The 14154-nt window shown below is 35.2% G+C and carries 15 protein-coding genes; 1 reads left to right on the top strand and 14 read right to left on the bottom strand.

What is annotated here, in order from left to right; genetic code table 11:
- Window positions 1-12 precede the first annotated feature (12 nt).
- Together UGRO018_RS00140 and UGRO018_RS00135 are read right to left on the bottom strand one after the other, a co-directional pair.
- Complete coding sequence (locus tag UGRO018_RS00140; RefSeq protein ID WP_416324418.1) at window positions 13-396, bottom strand: hypothetical protein; 384 nt, start codon at window positions 394-396, stop codon at window positions 13-15.
- A 1-nt stretch (window position 397) separates the two neighbouring features.
- Window positions 398-691 (bottom strand): DUF2089 family protein, encoded by a 294-nt coding sequence (locus UGRO018_RS00135; RefSeq protein ID WP_416324417.1) that lies wholly within the window; start codon window positions 689-691, stop codon window positions 398-400.
- 170 nt (window positions 692-861) lie between these two features.
- On the opposite strand from UGRO018_RS00135, the gene UGRO018_RS00130 reads away from it, so the two are divergent.
- Window positions 862-1953 (top strand): metallophosphoesterase, encoded by a 1092-nt coding sequence (locus UGRO018_RS00130; RefSeq protein WP_416324416.1) that lies wholly within the window; start codon window positions 862-864, stop codon window positions 1951-1953.
- Between the two features lie 46 nt (window positions 1954-1999).
- Here UGRO018_RS00130 and tpiA read toward each other — a convergent pair whose 3' ends face one another.
- The 12 genes from tpiA to UGRO018_RS00070 all read right to left on the bottom strand — a co-directional run bounded on the left by tpiA (window position 2000) and on the right by UGRO018_RS00070 (window position 14154).
- Window positions 2000-2746 (bottom strand): triose-phosphate isomerase, encoded by a 747-nt coding sequence (gene tpiA, locus UGRO018_RS00125; RefSeq protein ID WP_416324415.1) that lies wholly within the window; start codon window positions 2744-2746, stop codon window positions 2000-2002.
- An 18-nt stretch (window positions 2747-2764) separates the two neighbouring features.
- Window positions 2765-3943, bottom strand: coding sequence for a phosphoglycerate kinase (locus UGRO018_RS00120; protein WP_416324414.1), 1179 nt, complete (start codon window positions 3941-3943; stop codon window positions 2765-2767).
- 216 nt (window positions 3944-4159) lie between these two features.
- Window positions 4160-4600: a hypothetical protein gene (locus UGRO018_RS00115; RefSeq protein ID WP_416324413.1), complete on the bottom strand. Its 441-nt coding sequence runs from the start codon at window positions 4598-4600 to the stop codon at window positions 4160-4162.
- Window positions 4601-4649: 49 nt separating this feature from the next.
- Complete coding sequence (locus UGRO018_RS00110) at window positions 4650-5987, bottom strand: hypothetical protein (protein ID WP_416324412.1); 1338 nt, start codon at window positions 5985-5987, stop codon at window positions 4650-4652.
- A gap of 11 nt (window positions 5988-5998) precedes the next feature.
- Window positions 5999-7432, bottom strand: a complete 1434-nt coding sequence (locus UGRO018_RS00105) for a flippase (protein WP_416324411.1) — start codon at window positions 7430-7432, stop codon at window positions 5999-6001.
- Complete coding sequence (locus tag UGRO018_RS00100; protein WP_416324410.1) at window positions 7429-8529, bottom strand: glycosyltransferase; 1101 nt, start codon at window positions 8527-8529, stop codon at window positions 7429-7431. The genes UGRO018_RS00105 and UGRO018_RS00100 overlap by 4 nt, the downstream gene beginning before the upstream one ends.
- Window position 8530: 1 nt before the next feature.
- Window positions 8531-9508, bottom strand: coding sequence for a glycosyltransferase family 2 protein (locus tag UGRO018_RS00095; RefSeq protein WP_416324409.1), 978 nt, complete (start codon window positions 9506-9508; stop codon window positions 8531-8533).
- Window positions 9509-9529: 21 nt separating this feature from the next.
- Window positions 9530-10477 (bottom strand): glycosyltransferase, encoded by a 948-nt coding sequence (locus UGRO018_RS00090; protein WP_416324408.1) that lies wholly within the window; start codon window positions 10475-10477, stop codon window positions 9530-9532.
- A complete protein-coding gene (locus tag UGRO018_RS00085; protein ID WP_416324407.1) occupies window positions 10474-11805 on the bottom strand; it encodes a DUF4874 domain-containing protein in 1332 nt (443 codons plus the stop codon). The genes UGRO018_RS00090 and UGRO018_RS00085 overlap by 4 nt, the downstream gene beginning before the upstream one ends.
- Window positions 11786-12544, bottom strand: a complete 759-nt coding sequence (locus UGRO018_RS00080; protein ID WP_416324406.1) for a glycosyltransferase family 2 protein — start codon at window positions 12542-12544, stop codon at window positions 11786-11788. The genes UGRO018_RS00085 and UGRO018_RS00080 overlap by 20 nt, the downstream gene beginning before the upstream one ends.
- A gap of 4 nt (window positions 12545-12548) precedes the next feature.
- Entirely contained in the window at window positions 12549-13754 is a 1206-nt protein-coding gene (locus UGRO018_RS00075; protein ID WP_416324405.1) for a glycosyltransferase, read from the bottom strand.
- Window positions 13726-14154 (bottom strand): DUF2304 domain-containing protein, encoded by a 429-nt coding sequence (locus UGRO018_RS00070; protein WP_416324404.1) that lies wholly within the window; start codon window positions 14152-14154, stop codon window positions 13726-13728. Before UGRO018_RS00070 ends, UGRO018_RS00075 begins: the two co-directional genes overlap by 29 nt.

Raw genomic sequence — 14154 nt, 5'->3', positions numbered from 1 at the left:
TCTTCCTTTTTTTCACAAATCTTGTATGCTCATTTTATTTAATTGCTGTTTTCCCTTATCTTTTCTATGTTCCACAATGCACATTGCTGAAAATACAATTGTAGGAACATTATACATAAGAAACAAACTGATCATAGGAAGTAGTTGATCGATCCATGGTTGCTTGGTTACTACAACGCTTTCTTCTATGATATTACCAGCTTCATCCAACATTGCTGTAGTTGAATGATTAGAATAAGTTAAACTTCCCAATACTACCAAGCAAGATAGTAAGAAAAAGATCATTGGCATGATCCAACCAAGCCATTTTGACTCTTGTTTCACTAGATATCTTTGAAGTAATACCAGCCCTACCAAAAAACTTACTTGAATAAGAACATTGATTCCTATTGCCATATCAATTCCCCTCCTTTTCCTTTCGATATTCATGGATGAGTTGTTTTGCTGTATCAAAGTCTATTTTATCATTTAAGGCCAACTTCTTAATGAAAGCGATATATGGCTCCTCCATCACTTGCTCATTCATTTCTATTTTCTGTATCAAACGATCCAAACGTAATCGCACTGTTGGATAGGATACATGATATTCCTTTGCAATTTCTTTTAATGACCCACTTGCCAATAAGAAACGTTTGATAAAAGTAACATCCTCTTCATCCAGTTGAATCATCCATTCCGGTAATTTATCCATAACTCACTCATCCTTTCACATTATTAATATAACATTTAATATTATTAAAGTCAATAGTGATTATTTGTTTAACAAAATCAAATATTCCTTTCAATATATTTAGAAAAAGATATTTTACTGGTATCTGATATCAAAATCTTTTATAATAAGGAACGATAGGAGGTGTATCTATGATCGATCGATCTATCATATCACAAAAAATAAAGGTAGACCCAGAGCGTAGAATCATCGCAATCAGTGATATACACGCTAATTTACCTGTATTTCAAAAGCTACTTCATAAGATTGCTTATGATATGGATAAAGATGAATTGTTTTTGGTTGGAGATTTATTAGAAAAAGGTTCTTATAACATGGAAACACTTTATGAAATCATGAAGCTTTCTCAACATCCTCATGTTCATCCAATGATGGGAAATTGTGATTTTGTTTGTAAGAACGTATTATATGAATATCGCTTAGAATTTCTAAAAGAAGTCTTGATGAATCGAAAAAATAGTATTCTACATGAAATGGCAGCTACGCTTGGTATTACCTTTCATAAAGATATCGACATGCATGATTATTGTAAAGCGCTCAAGCAACATTTTCGAAAAGAATTGGAATTTGTGGACGCACTCCCTCATGTTATAGAAACCCAAGATTTTATCTTTGGACATGCTGCTATTTTAAATGAACATCAATATGGAGAAGATATGAGAGATATCATGACCCATAATCGTTTTTTCGAAGAGGAACGAAGCTTTCATAAATACGTTGTTGTGGGGCATCTTCCAGTGAGTGAATATTGTGAAGGTATTTGTTGTTTTAACCCAAGAATTGATGAATATCGCCATATCATCACCATAGATGGAGGTAATGAAGTAAAAGATGCCGGTCAATTAAATGCTTTATTGATCGATCACCATCAATTCTCCTATGCTCATAGTGATGACTTGGAAAAAGCACAAATCACAGATACCTTTCTTCCTGAGAATAAAGATCCTTTCTTTATTACATGGCATGATAGTGAAGTCACGGTATTAAAAAAAGATGAGGTAACATATCTATGTCGTCATTTATCCAGTGGAAAAGATTTTTGGATCCCTAAGGATTTTCTTTATCAATGTGGAAAAGAGATGCATGTTGACAATTTTACAACTTATCGTATGCCAGTGAGAAAAGGTGATTATGTAAAAATAGTAGCTACTTGTGGAGATCAAGTCCTTGTGAAAAAGAAAGGTACCATGGGTTGGATACCTAGAAAAATATTAAAAAGTTAAGATATATAAAAAGACCTGTGATATTCATCATAGGTCTTTTATTAAATTATTTTGTTTTTTCAATGATTTCGATAAAGCTATCAGCTTTTAAGCTAGCTCCACCAATCAATGCACCATCGATATCTGGACAAGCCATATATTCAACGATGTTTCCTGGTTTAACTGATCCGCCGTATTGTACACGTACATTTTCAGCAGCTTCATCACCATACATAACTCTTACCTGATCACGAACGATAGCACAACATTTCTGTGCATCTTCCATAGTAGCAGATTTACCAGTTCCGATAGCCCAGATTGGTTCATAAGCAATCACCATGTTTCCAACACATTTTGGACACATATCAGCAAGAGAACCAGTCAACTGATCACGGATGACTTTTTCAGTTTCTCCTGCATCATATTGAGCTTCTGTTTCACCAATACATAAGATTGGAGTAATATCTGCTTCGATCAAACGTTTTGCTTTTTTGTTTACCGTTTCATCAGTATCACCAAACATCGTACGACGTTCAGAGTGACCGATGATACAGTGAGTTACACCTGTTTCCTGTAGCATAGGTACAGAAATTTCACCAGTGAATGCTCCACTATCTTCAAAGTGGCAGTTTTCAGCAGCAATGATTAGGTTCTTCGCACCTGCTACAGCAGTAGTCAATGCAGTATAAGGAGCACCGATACCAAAAGTAGCATTTTCACTTGCAGCAACTGCATCTACAGCTTCCATGAATTCTTTTGTTTCTTTCATGGTTTTGTTCATTTTCCAGTTTCCAACGATAATTGGTTTTCTCATAATTTGATTTCCTCTTTCTTATTTATCAGCAATAACTGCGATTCCAGGTAATGTTTTACCTTCCATGTATTCCAGAGAAGCCCCTCCACCTGTTGAGATGTGAGAGAATTTGTCAGCAAATCCTAACTGAATTGCTGCAGCAGCAGAATCTCCACCACCGATGACAGTTGTAGCACCTTCTAGTTCAGAAATAGCTGTACAAACTTGTAATGTACCATTTGCGAATGGTTTCATTTCGAATACACCCATAGGTCCATTCCATACAACAGTCTTAGCACCAGCTAATTCATTCTTATAAAGTTCAACGCTCTTAGGTCCGATATCCAATCCCATGTAATCTGCAGGAATGTTTTCGTTGTCAGCAACAACAGTGTTTGCATCTTCTGCAAATGCATCAGCACATACATGGTCTACAGGCAGGATCAATTTTCCTTCTGCTTTTGCGATGTATTCTTTTGCAAGTTCTACTTTGTCTTCTTCTACCAAAGATTTACCAACATTCAATCCCATTGCTTTAAGGAATGTATAAGCCATACCTCCACCAATTAGAACTTTGTCAGCCTTGTTTAATAGATTGTCAACTACTGCGATCTTATCAGATACTTTTGCTCCACCGATGATAGCAACAAATGGACGTACTGGAGTATCTACAGCAGCACCTAACATTTTAACTTCTTTTTCTACTAGGAATCCTAATGCATTAGGAAGGATTGAAGGGATACCCGCAGTTGAAGCATGAGCACGGTGAACACTACCGAATGCATCTTCAACAAACATATCACCTAAACCAGCCCAGTATTTAGCAAGTTCTGGATCATTTTTGCTTTCGCCTTTTTCATAACGAGTATTTTGCATAACAACGATTTCACCATCGTTTAATGCAGCAACCGCATTTTCCAGTTCTTCGCCTCTTGTAACAGGAACGAATGTAACTTTCGTATCAACTAGTTCAGCAAGACGATCAGCTACACAACGCAAATCGTTTTTTGCTTTGTCTTCTTCTGTTTTAACTTTTCCAAGGTGAGACATCAAAATGATTTTAGCTTTATTTTCAATCAGGTATTTGATCGTAGGTAAAGCCTGAATGATTCGATTGTCGTTTGTGATTTTTCCATCTTTTCTTGGTACGTTGAAATCGCAGCGAACGATTACTCGTTTACCAGCAACATCTAAATCTTTTACTGTTCTTTTTGCCATAGTAAAATCCTCCTTAAGTAACGTTTTTATTATACCACTATCCCTTTTTTTCGTAAATCTAAATTTGCGAAATAATTCACATAAAACGTCCTATATCAGTCATATCACGATATCTTTTTCCTTATGTGTTTCCTTTTTCTTAAGTATGTTTTGTTCATGATAAACTGAAAGCGCTTTTTCATACAAAAAAAACATCAAATTGATTTCCTTGATGTTTTAGATAAATTTTGCACGATTTCCTTTGATGGTAATATCCAAGGCATCGTATGCATTCAAACAAGATCTCATACAAGATTCTATTTGTGTCGCATGTTCCTTCTTATCAGCAAAAAAAATTTTAAGGACTTCATCATATTGATGATGATACTGCGCATTCCACTTATTCCAATTGATATGTTCAAAAAACGGCAACAGAGTTTGATCAAGAGGGAGCTTGTTTTGTAGCATCAAGACTGCCAATATAGGATAACCTCCATAATGTTGCCAAACGGTGGCATGATCATTACTGGAATATTCATTTCCCTGAAATTTTACGGTATAGGTTTTCGTAGCATCACTACTTTTTACATAAGCAAATTGTGGATGCATTTCTACTCTATGATCTGCGATTGCGCTATAGGCCTCATAAACTTTAGCAATTGGAGGCAGTTTCTTCATACCAACACTTCCTTCCTCATTTAGTATATCGCATGATACCTCAATACATTCATTTTTTATGTTCTTTCCAATACAAAAGTATCTTATGTAATCCTGTTGCTTTTAATATATAATAGGCGAGAGTATCTGCTTTTGCATAGAGTCTATGAAACATGATAACATAACGGTTTTCTTTTTTCTTTTCTAATGAAGGCAGTTTTTTACATAATTGAGGATATTGCTTTTTCACAAAGGAAAGTGTCATAAATTTCATCCCCATATAAATGATGAAATTTCTGGTATCCATTTCCATATCAAAGTGTTGTTCTATATCATCCGTATTGGTTCTAATGGTGTTTCCATGACCATAAAACGCTAAAGTAGCATATGGATCTAATAAGGCATGTTGAACCTCTTCTTTCTGCATTTGTACTAACAGGTCTTTCTTTAAAAAGTCTATATGGTTTAGAAAAAAAGTTCCTTCCGGATGCAACAATAAATGCAAAATACGCATCAATTCTTCTTCGTCATCACTGATGTGCATGCCACTCTTTTTAATGTTCATGATTTCACGAATCTTTGCTTTGATGGTAATGATTTCTTCTTTACTCTTTTTTTCGAACAATAATAAATAACACGGATTCTTTTCTTTATAACAAGCCATTGCTTTATGATGAATGCCTTTGTATTTATGTTCATATCCCATTGTCCAAGCTTCCTTACCATATAGCTCTATCATAAAGTGGACCAATCCTTGATAGGTTAATGGTATTTTTTTGTCATATACAATGGTTCCATACGCTTCAAACTGTTTTATGATCTTAGATAAAGGCATTGCATGGGTACCTTGAGGCCAAATACAACAAGCATATAAATTCTCCTTTTTCAATTGGGCATATTGCAAGACCATACGATCTAAAACATCCTGGGATAATCCTCGCTTTCTAAAAAACAAATAATCATAAGAAACGGAAATGAAATCCGGAAAATACAAGACATCTATCTTATGATGAAAATATATACAACAACTGATCCGATGTGCTCCATTCATCGCAACACCATACTTACCTACCGGAATCTTAGATTTTTCTGCTTGAAACCCATGTTCTTTGATGGATGAGATCAATTGATCAAATTCATTTACATAATCTTCATAACTATTTTTATCTTCTGCGCCTGGTTCACGGAAGTTTCCATTGCTTAATACATCTAAATGATTTCGATAGACCCATTCGCCGATTGAAGAAAGTACATTGTCCTGTTGACAAGCAATATATAGGTATTTTGCGGCAATATCCAAACGACGATGAGTCAGTAAATCGATCGCATCGATTCTTTTTTCTATGCATGTTGTTTGATCATTGATTTGATATGATTTTATCAAATGTTCATCTAATCCTTTTATCATACACTACTCCTTTACCCTCTATGCAGTACTATTTTCATCGTATTCCATATTGCTTTTTCATAAGTATTTAAATACCAATACACGCATAATGCGTATAAACTTCCTCCAATTGCGATTTGCAACAAACAATTCAGTATCATATTGATCGGCAACATTTGGATCAGTGAGGATGATATCAAGATCACAAAGCCAAACATACAATACACTAGTGTTTTCTTCATATAAGATAGAAAATGGACATCCTTTCGGATCAACCATGCCTGTAAGAACATAACGGAAAATTCCGCAAACAGGGTTCCGATGATTGCACCGACACTTTGTAGATGTGGAATCAAAAAAGCATTGATACCAAAATTAACAATAGCACCGAATATCAACGCAACTACATATTCTCGATCTTTATATTTCGGTAAAAGATAAAGATTTCTTATCAAATCGGAATATCCTACAAACACAATGGTTGGCGCAATCAATTGTAATAGCTTGATACAGTTATGAAATTGATCTCCATAAAACATCGGAATAAACGTATCAGCTACACCGATAAAGCCAAACATGGCACCGATTGCTAAAAACGTAATCAAATGAAAGGCACAACCGGTGTAATTCTCGATCATATCATGATTTTGTTGCGCATATAGTAAGGTCATTTGTGGCATCACCACATCGCCCAGTGCCGTCAATACATTGGTTATCGTCAAGGTGATACTTTGTACATTTTCATAATAACCTACTTCTTCCATATTCACGATAGAGCCCAACATGATACGATCCATAGAATTATAAATATATTTCGCAAACACCGGGAGAAACAACAATAAGATATGTTTCCAATGTTTTTGTATGACATGCTGTAGATGAAATTGAAAATCGATGTATCGTGGTAAATAAAACCATAGTGAAAATTGGATCAAGAAAGCACTGAAGGATAAAATTCCGACATATAAATATGTATCTGATTTGGTTTTGACACACATAAATATCGCAACGATTGAGAGGACTTTCATGATTGCGGAATTTAATGCTGTCAATTTAAAATTTTGAGTTCCCCAATAAAACCATGATATATCTACCATAAAGGATAACAGATTAAAGATCTGAAAATAGAATGCCGTTTGATTTTGTTCGACACAATAGTTCAAATAACCGAAATATCCAAGAAAAACGACTACAGAACAAAGTAGTTTGATAAAAATAATTTCCCAGAAGACCTGACTACGCTTCTTGCGATCATCTCCACATTTGGCAATTTCTCTATTACCGTATTTCGCTATACCCAAATTGGCAAATAATCCAAACAAGGTCACGATTGAATAGGAATAAGAATACACCCCAACTCCTTCTGGACCAATCACACGAGAGATGTAAGGTGCCAATATCAAAGGAAGTATGATGATCAATAATTGATAGCTCATATTGTATAAATAGTTTTTCAATAATTTCATAAAGCATCCTCACACCAATCTTGATACGTTTTTATATAAGTTTCTACATTGGTTTTCACATGAAATCTTGTTGTGTAGCTTCTTAAATCATTAGGATAAGGTGTTGTTAATGCAAGTTTCATCTTATTAGCTAAAGCTTCAGAATGTAACTCACAAAGATATGGTTTTAATTCACCTACCATGATTTCCGATGGTCCATGTGGACAATCGGTAGATACGATTCTACATTCACAATATAATGCCTCTAAAAGTACCATGCCAAGACCTTCATAATCCGAACTTAATACAAATAAAGAAGCATTCTTCATCCAAGCATAAACATTATCTTGCCATCCTGCAAAATAAACATGTTCTTTTAATCCTAATGTCTGCACTTGTTCTGCTAATGTTGCTTGTAGTTCTCCAACACCCACGATGACAAGATCATACGCTTCATAAAATTTGCCATGATGATATGCTTTGATCAAACGATCTACTCTTTTTTGCGCAGTAAGTCTACCACAAAATAATAGATATGGTCTTGGATAATGTTGTTTTTGTTTCAGCTGTTGATCTATCTTTTCAAAATCCAAAGGATTGACGATGGCACGAAGTTTTTCTTGATGAAGCCCATAGGTTTCCATCATTTCTTGTTTTAAACCTTCTCCTACGGTAATGACCTTCGCATTTCCATAGAGCCATTGTAGAAAGCGATGATACAACCATGTATCATGGTATGGTACGATAAGTTGGGAAGCATGAATGACATACAAACATGCTTGATGGTACGAAGATAATCTGGTGATGATATTGGGATACAATAAATGACTTGAAAGTAGTATCACATCATACTCTTTTGCTAAACGATGCAATACATGGTTTAATTGGCTTACCAGATATGGAAGCTTACTAAGATAGTGTATAGCGGTAAACCTTTTTTGTTGACAAAGTGTGATCACCTTTATATTGGGATCACATTCATATTGAATCCAGTTTCTCAGGCATATGATGGTGACTTCGATATCTTTTGACAACAAATATTCTGCTTGGGTCAAGATAACTCTTTCAGCTCCACCATTCTGTAAGGAATTGATGATATAAACAGCATTCTTTTTCATATCAACACCTCCTGTTCTTCAATCTGATCCATTGATTCGCCAATCGTAACACAACTTTTACCGTTGACATACCAACGAGCTTTTGCGTCATATCAATGGCATGTACAAGTGGCTTTTTATGATAACTTAACCGCTTTTTTTCTTTTACGATTTCATCCCAAAGCCTACGATCCGGTTTCTTGATCCTAACATACATCATTAACATCACAACATATAAGTAAGCAAGATATTCATTTTGAAAGGAAGTCATAGCAATATCCAACTGTTTGATATCTGCGGGATAGTACTTGATGGTTTCCAAAAGATCATAAACATTTTGATTATCCGGAGAATAAGATAAGGAACCTTCTCGTATACGATATCCATAACATGGTTGATCTATCATTGCATACGTATGGAAATAAGGCAAACTTTCAAACAAAAACCTGGTATCCTCTCCAATAATGCCCGGATAAAAGCTTAAATGATGCTGTTGAAAAATTTCATGTTTATAACAGCGGATCCAAACATTATGATAGAATACATTATGTTCATACATATCAAGATAGACCTCTCCTAAGGTAGTAGCTTCATGAATTTGGGAATAATCGACCGTATTGATCCATTGATCTTTTTCATCATAACGTGCAAATGGGAATAACACGATATCCGCTTGATCTTTTACGGCTTTTTGAAGTAAGGATATGACATTGGAATGAAGGAAAAAGTCATCACTGTCCACAAACAACAAATATTCCCCCTTTGCATATCGTATTCCTATATTTCTGGCTTCCGATAATTTTTTATTCTTCTGATGATAAACCTTCACTTTATCATACTGTTTTTCATATTCTTCGCAAATAGCGCCACTAGTATCACTGGATCCATCATTGATCACAAGAACTTCAAAGTCCTGATCATTTTGAATCATGATGCTATCTAAACATCTTCTGATATAGCGTTCTACATTATACACCGGTACGATAATAGAAAATTTCATATACAGGACCTCCTTCTAAAGTTAAGACTGTAACATCGTGATACGATCTATGATTTTTTTCTGATCCGAAGCTCGAAATTTTTTAACACAATGAACAAACTTTAAGGAAATAGGAAGATGGCGATCTTCCTTATGAAATAGGCTTTCACAATCACATAGTTTCTTCCATTGATATCTTGATGGATCTTTTTGATCTGAATATATCAACACTGCAATTTCAAATAAGTTCATAAGATAAGCTTCCATAAAACATTTCATATCATATTCCATATCAGATTGTTCCTTTATAAATATCTCAATCAAAAATAGTATATCTGAAAGACAATGATCTTTCGAAGGTCGTATCAAAGGATATCTAAGTGGTTGATAGATAGGCCCTTGTATCATTTCGTATGTATGGAAAAACTTACAGCAAACTAGCATAAAATATAACGCTTTTAATCGAACACCCGGATAATAGGATAAATGATGCTTGATCAATATAGAACGTTTACAACAACTACAATAAACTCTGGGACATAACAGTGCCTGGTTTAACATCTGATGATAGGTACCTCCGATCGTTGCTTGTGGCTCGACATTGGATAAATTTTGTTTCCATAACAGTTTTCCATGATCATCACATGCGGAAATAGGCAATATAATAACATCTGGTTCTTTTTCTATCGCATAAAACACTTCTTTCAAAGCATTTGGATGTGAAAAGATATCAGTCCCTTTCATAAAAAGAATATATGTGCCTTTTGCTTGTTGGATGGCAGTATGTTCAAGACATTGCGTTGATCGTGTCATCAAAGAAACGTGTTGAGGCATCAAGGATGCATAATGCTTACAAAGATCTATATGTGCTTGGTTACACGCTTCTATCAAAACCAATACCTCGTAATCCGTTACCGTTTGCATTCGTATGCTATCTAAACATTCTGTCAACAACGCTTGTTCGATCGATATGACCAAAGATAATTTCATTTTGAATGCCCTTTTTTATAGATGATATGGCCAAGTTCATTCCCTAATTCTTCATGAAATCCTTGATTGGCAAAAGGAAGTATTTGGTTCACATCTTCATCTACGATCTGAACGTATATTTCATATTCAGCACTTTTCAAAAGAGAATGCGCAATGCAAAATTCCATTGTAAGCGATGTGTCTTTCAAGCCTGTAATATCTGAATCACTATGTATAAAGAAATGCTCATGATCTGATCCCATGCATAAAAGTCTAAGTTGTTTTTTTCGATATACAGGTGCACAGCCTTTATTGATGATCGTGATGCTTATTTTCATACATTCCTTAAAATATCGAACCATACTATCCTGAATGACCAATCGATATCCCATATGATTACCAATGTATTCATCATAAGTTCTTCCTCGATAATCCCCACTCATCACCTTTTCTGTTTTCCAACGCTTGATCACATCCGGATGATATTCATGATTCAAATAGCTTATCCCTGCCTCAAAACATTCTTGTACGATTTGTTCCATATCCATATCTGTATAAAGCGCACTGGTTTCTCCACCACTTGGTGTAGCCAAGGTAAGTTCCTTTTGAAACTTCAATTCATCTTCTCTTGTCCATTTTTCAAAGTAGTGACGGGCTTCTTTCTGCTTCACAAAACCATAAGTACCTACATCCGTAGCTGAGCTAACAAAGCTATCATTAAACAAAGCCAAGCGATGAAATCCTTTGCCTTTTTGCGAATCTTTTTTGTAACAGACTTTCATGCTACGAGTGATCATACGATACAAGGCAGGTGTACGTACAGCGATATAAGCATTTTCAGGAGTTACCTGAATCAATTTTTGAAATAGTTTTTGAATATCCACGCTATTCGCAAATCTAGAATCATGCATTTCTCCCCAACTTCCCATAAAAACACCTTGATAAATATATATGATATCTTGAAATTCATAAAACAAACAAGATAAGTTTTCCATATGTTCTAATATCACAGAAATGCTATCCGGTTCTGTTTCCATACAGGCACCTACCATATCATAGGTAAACCGTAAGATCATTTTCTTTTTCGCATCACGTACCATAAGAAATACCTGTTTCAATTGAGCCAGAGCTTGCGTACTCAATGATCGGTCCCGATATCTCATCAAATTGATTTCCAATAACTCTAAACCATTTTGATTTCCAAGAAATTGAGGAGATAAGATGATATGCTCGCTTAATTCTATCCTTGAAATCATATACCACCCACATTCAGTTAAATGCAAGGGTTCATAACTTTCTTTGGGATGCGTCAGTTTACATCGATATGTCCTACATAGCAGGTTTCTCATAATTTAGTTTCCTTTTCTCTTTATGCCTTTTCACTCGTAAGATTACATTAAAGATACATAGATTCATTACCAACATATAAAAGATTGGTTTTAATCCGCTATGCATGCTGGTTCCTGATTCTCTTGCGTACATGATTGCGGGAATTTCCTCAATCTGATATTCTAATAAACTCATAAGCAATAGTACGTTTGCATCAGGATATTGATTATCAAATAAATTAAAGGAAGAATAGTAAAGAAACGCTGCTCGTGACAATCCTTGTAGACCACTGGTAGGATCTGTGATTTTTTGATGTCCGAATCGCTGAATGATAAAGCTAAAATACTTCATGGTCATTCGTTTGATACCTGATACTTTAAAGGATTGACTACCTTCTAAAAAGCGAGAACCAATGACGATATCAGGTTTACGATCACTTTTTAATCTTTCATAAATATGTAAGACGTTCATAGGATCATGTTGTCCATCCGCATCTAATTGTATGATATATTGATATCCATATCGTATGGCATATTTATATCCGGTCTGTAATGCTGATCCATAGCCTAAATTAAATACTTGTGAAGCTACCAAAATACCTTCCTCTTGTACGATTCTAGAGGTTTGATCCGCAGAGGAATCATTGATAACCAAAATATCCGCAAATGCATTGGTTAATGTTTTCAACTCTTTTAATACAGGTGATATCGCCTGTGCCTCATTATACGCCGGTATAATGATCAATACTTCTTTTTCCATTACTTCACCTCATAAGATGTAATAAATTCGCCACATCTTTTTCATAATCAAAATGCTTTTGTAATGCTTGTTTCGCATAGCGTACCCGTAAGGAGGGATGTCGATATAAACGTTGAATTGCATTCGCTATCGCTTCTACATCCAATGCGACCAATTCACCATCGATACCAGATTGAATTTGTTCTCTGTTTCCCGTACAATCACTGGCAAGAATCGCTTTTCCCAACACCTGAGCCTCTTCGATTGCTATACTTTTTCCTTCAAAGGCAGTCGCATGCACATAAAGATCACATTCCTTATAGTAAGGATAAGGATTTTTTACTGCCCCAAGTAATATAAAATCTTTTTGTAAGTGTAAATCGTTGATTAATTTCTCTAATGCTACTCGTTGGCTGCCTTCTCCCAATACATACCAGCGAACGTTTAAGCCTCTTTGTTTTAACAATGCTTGTGCTTCTATCGCAATAGGGTACGCTTTTTGCGGATGCAGTCTTCCTACTGTTAATATCCTCATACCGGTAAAATCATCCTGAAATCCTGATCCCTTTTCAGCTGCACGTTTGATTTCCTTTTCATTGATAATATTATGAAAAATAAAACTCTTATTTTTATGCTGGGGATACACTTGAAGAAATTTTTCCTTTACCTCATTGGATACTGCGTAAATACGATCAAATCGATCAAAACAATGACGATCCATATATGGGGTATATCCGGCCATTTGATAATCGATATGAATAAAAGCAACCTTCTTTTTGGCTTTTACATGATCAGCGACATAATAAGCTGAGGCTCCTTCCAAAAAAGCAATTGCTAAATCATATGTTTGTTTCAACGGTTTTGCGCCATCTGATAATATAGGATAAAACAATTTTTCCAACTGTAGCTTTCCTCGAGCTTTCTGTTGACATATGTTTTTGATCATAAAAGGCGCATGTGTCAAAAAGTTTCCATGATACCATAAGGCCTTTATGGTTGTTTTGTATAGAAAGCGTCTTCCTTCTTTCCCCAACAATCTATTTGTATCATAACTTGGATTTAAAATATTTACATAGTTAGGTAAGATGGTAAACATTTCGCCTCTTGGAATCATGACATATAGATCGATTTCATATAAGGATGGATCCAATACTTTCATAAGCTCGATCATTGCTTTTTCAGCACCGGCTTGTCCCATGGTGTTAATCGTGAATAAGATCTTCTTTTTCATTCATCTCACCTGCCATCAATTCTGATTTGCTTACCTTTCTGTTTTTTGCCATTTCCTCGATCAATCGTTTGTTTTCCAAATTCAATAAGGCGATTTGCATGGAGAGTTCTTGTACACGTATGGTCAATCCGGAAATCTTCTGCGTATCTTTATATACCAGGATCAATAACAGAATGATCGCAAAGGTAAAAATTCCCGCAGGTGCATATTCGATACCAAACAAATTCGCAATCAATATGACACCCTTTGGAAATAAACCACCAAGGATGATCAATAACGAACAAAAGATCCATAGGACGCCATGCTTTTCTGAAATCTTCTTTTGATAAACATTTCTTAAGATCATGAACAGCATACCGGTTCCTACCAAAACGATCATCAAGCTTGTCATAAAACTCAT

This window comes from Hoskinsella mucinilytica (assembly GCF_045223415.1).
Lineage (GTDB): Bacteria > Bacillota_I > Bacilli_A > Erysipelotrichales > Erysipelotrichaceae > Hoskinsella > Hoskinsella mucinilytica.
Note: the sequence above shows the minus strand (reverse complement) of the source record. Positions and strands in the feature narration are given on the sequence as shown.

Coding starts and splice junctions, on each gene's coding strand:
- UGRO018_RS00140 (WP_416324418.1), bottom strand. CDS start 396: ATGGCAATAGGAATCAATGTTCTTATTCAAGTAAGTTTTTTGGTAGGG.
- UGRO018_RS00135 (WP_416324417.1), bottom strand. CDS start 691: ATGGATAAATTACCGGAATGGATGATTCAACTGGATGAAGAGGATGTT.
- UGRO018_RS00130 (WP_416324416.1), top strand. CDS start 862: ATGATCGATCGATCTATCATATCACAAAAAATAAAGGTAGACCCAGAG.
- tpiA (WP_416324415.1), bottom strand. CDS start 2,746: ATGAGAAAACCAATTATCGTTGGAAACTGGAAAATGAACAAAACCATG.
- UGRO018_RS00120 (WP_416324414.1), bottom strand. CDS start 3,943: ATGGCAAAAAGAACAGTAAAAGATTTAGATGTTGCTGGTAAACGAGTA.
- UGRO018_RS00115 (WP_416324413.1), bottom strand. CDS start 4,600: ATGAAGAAACTGCCTCCAATTGCTAAAGTTTATGAGGCCTATAGCGCA.
- UGRO018_RS00110 (WP_416324412.1), bottom strand. CDS start 5,987: ATGATAAAAGGATTAGATGAACATTTGATAAAATCATATCAAATCAAT.
- UGRO018_RS00105 (WP_416324411.1), bottom strand. CDS start 7,432: ATGAAATTATTGAAAAACTATTTATACAATATGAGCTATCAATTATTG.
- UGRO018_RS00100 (WP_416324410.1), bottom strand. CDS start 8,529: ATGAAAAAGAATGCTGTTTATATCATCAATTCCTTACAGAATGGTGGA.
- UGRO018_RS00095 (WP_416324409.1), bottom strand. CDS start 9,508: ATGAAATTTTCTATTATCGTACCGGTGTATAATGTAGAACGCTATATC.
- UGRO018_RS00090 (WP_416324408.1), bottom strand. CDS start 10,477: ATGAAATTATCTTTGGTCATATCGATCGAACAAGCGTTGTTGACAGAA.
- UGRO018_RS00085 (WP_416324407.1), bottom strand. CDS start 11,805: ATGAGAAACCTGCTATGTAGGACATATCGATGTAAACTGACGCATCCC.
- UGRO018_RS00080 (WP_416324406.1), bottom strand. CDS start 12,544: ATGGAAAAAGAAGTATTGATCATTATACCGGCGTATAATGAGGCACAG.
- UGRO018_RS00075 (WP_416324405.1), bottom strand. CDS start 13,754: ATGAAAAAGAAGATCTTATTCACGATTAACACCATGGGACAAGCCGGT.
- UGRO018_RS00070 (WP_416324404.1), bottom strand. CDS start 14,154: ATGAGTTTTATGACAAGCTTGATGATCGTTTTGGTAGGAACCGGTATG.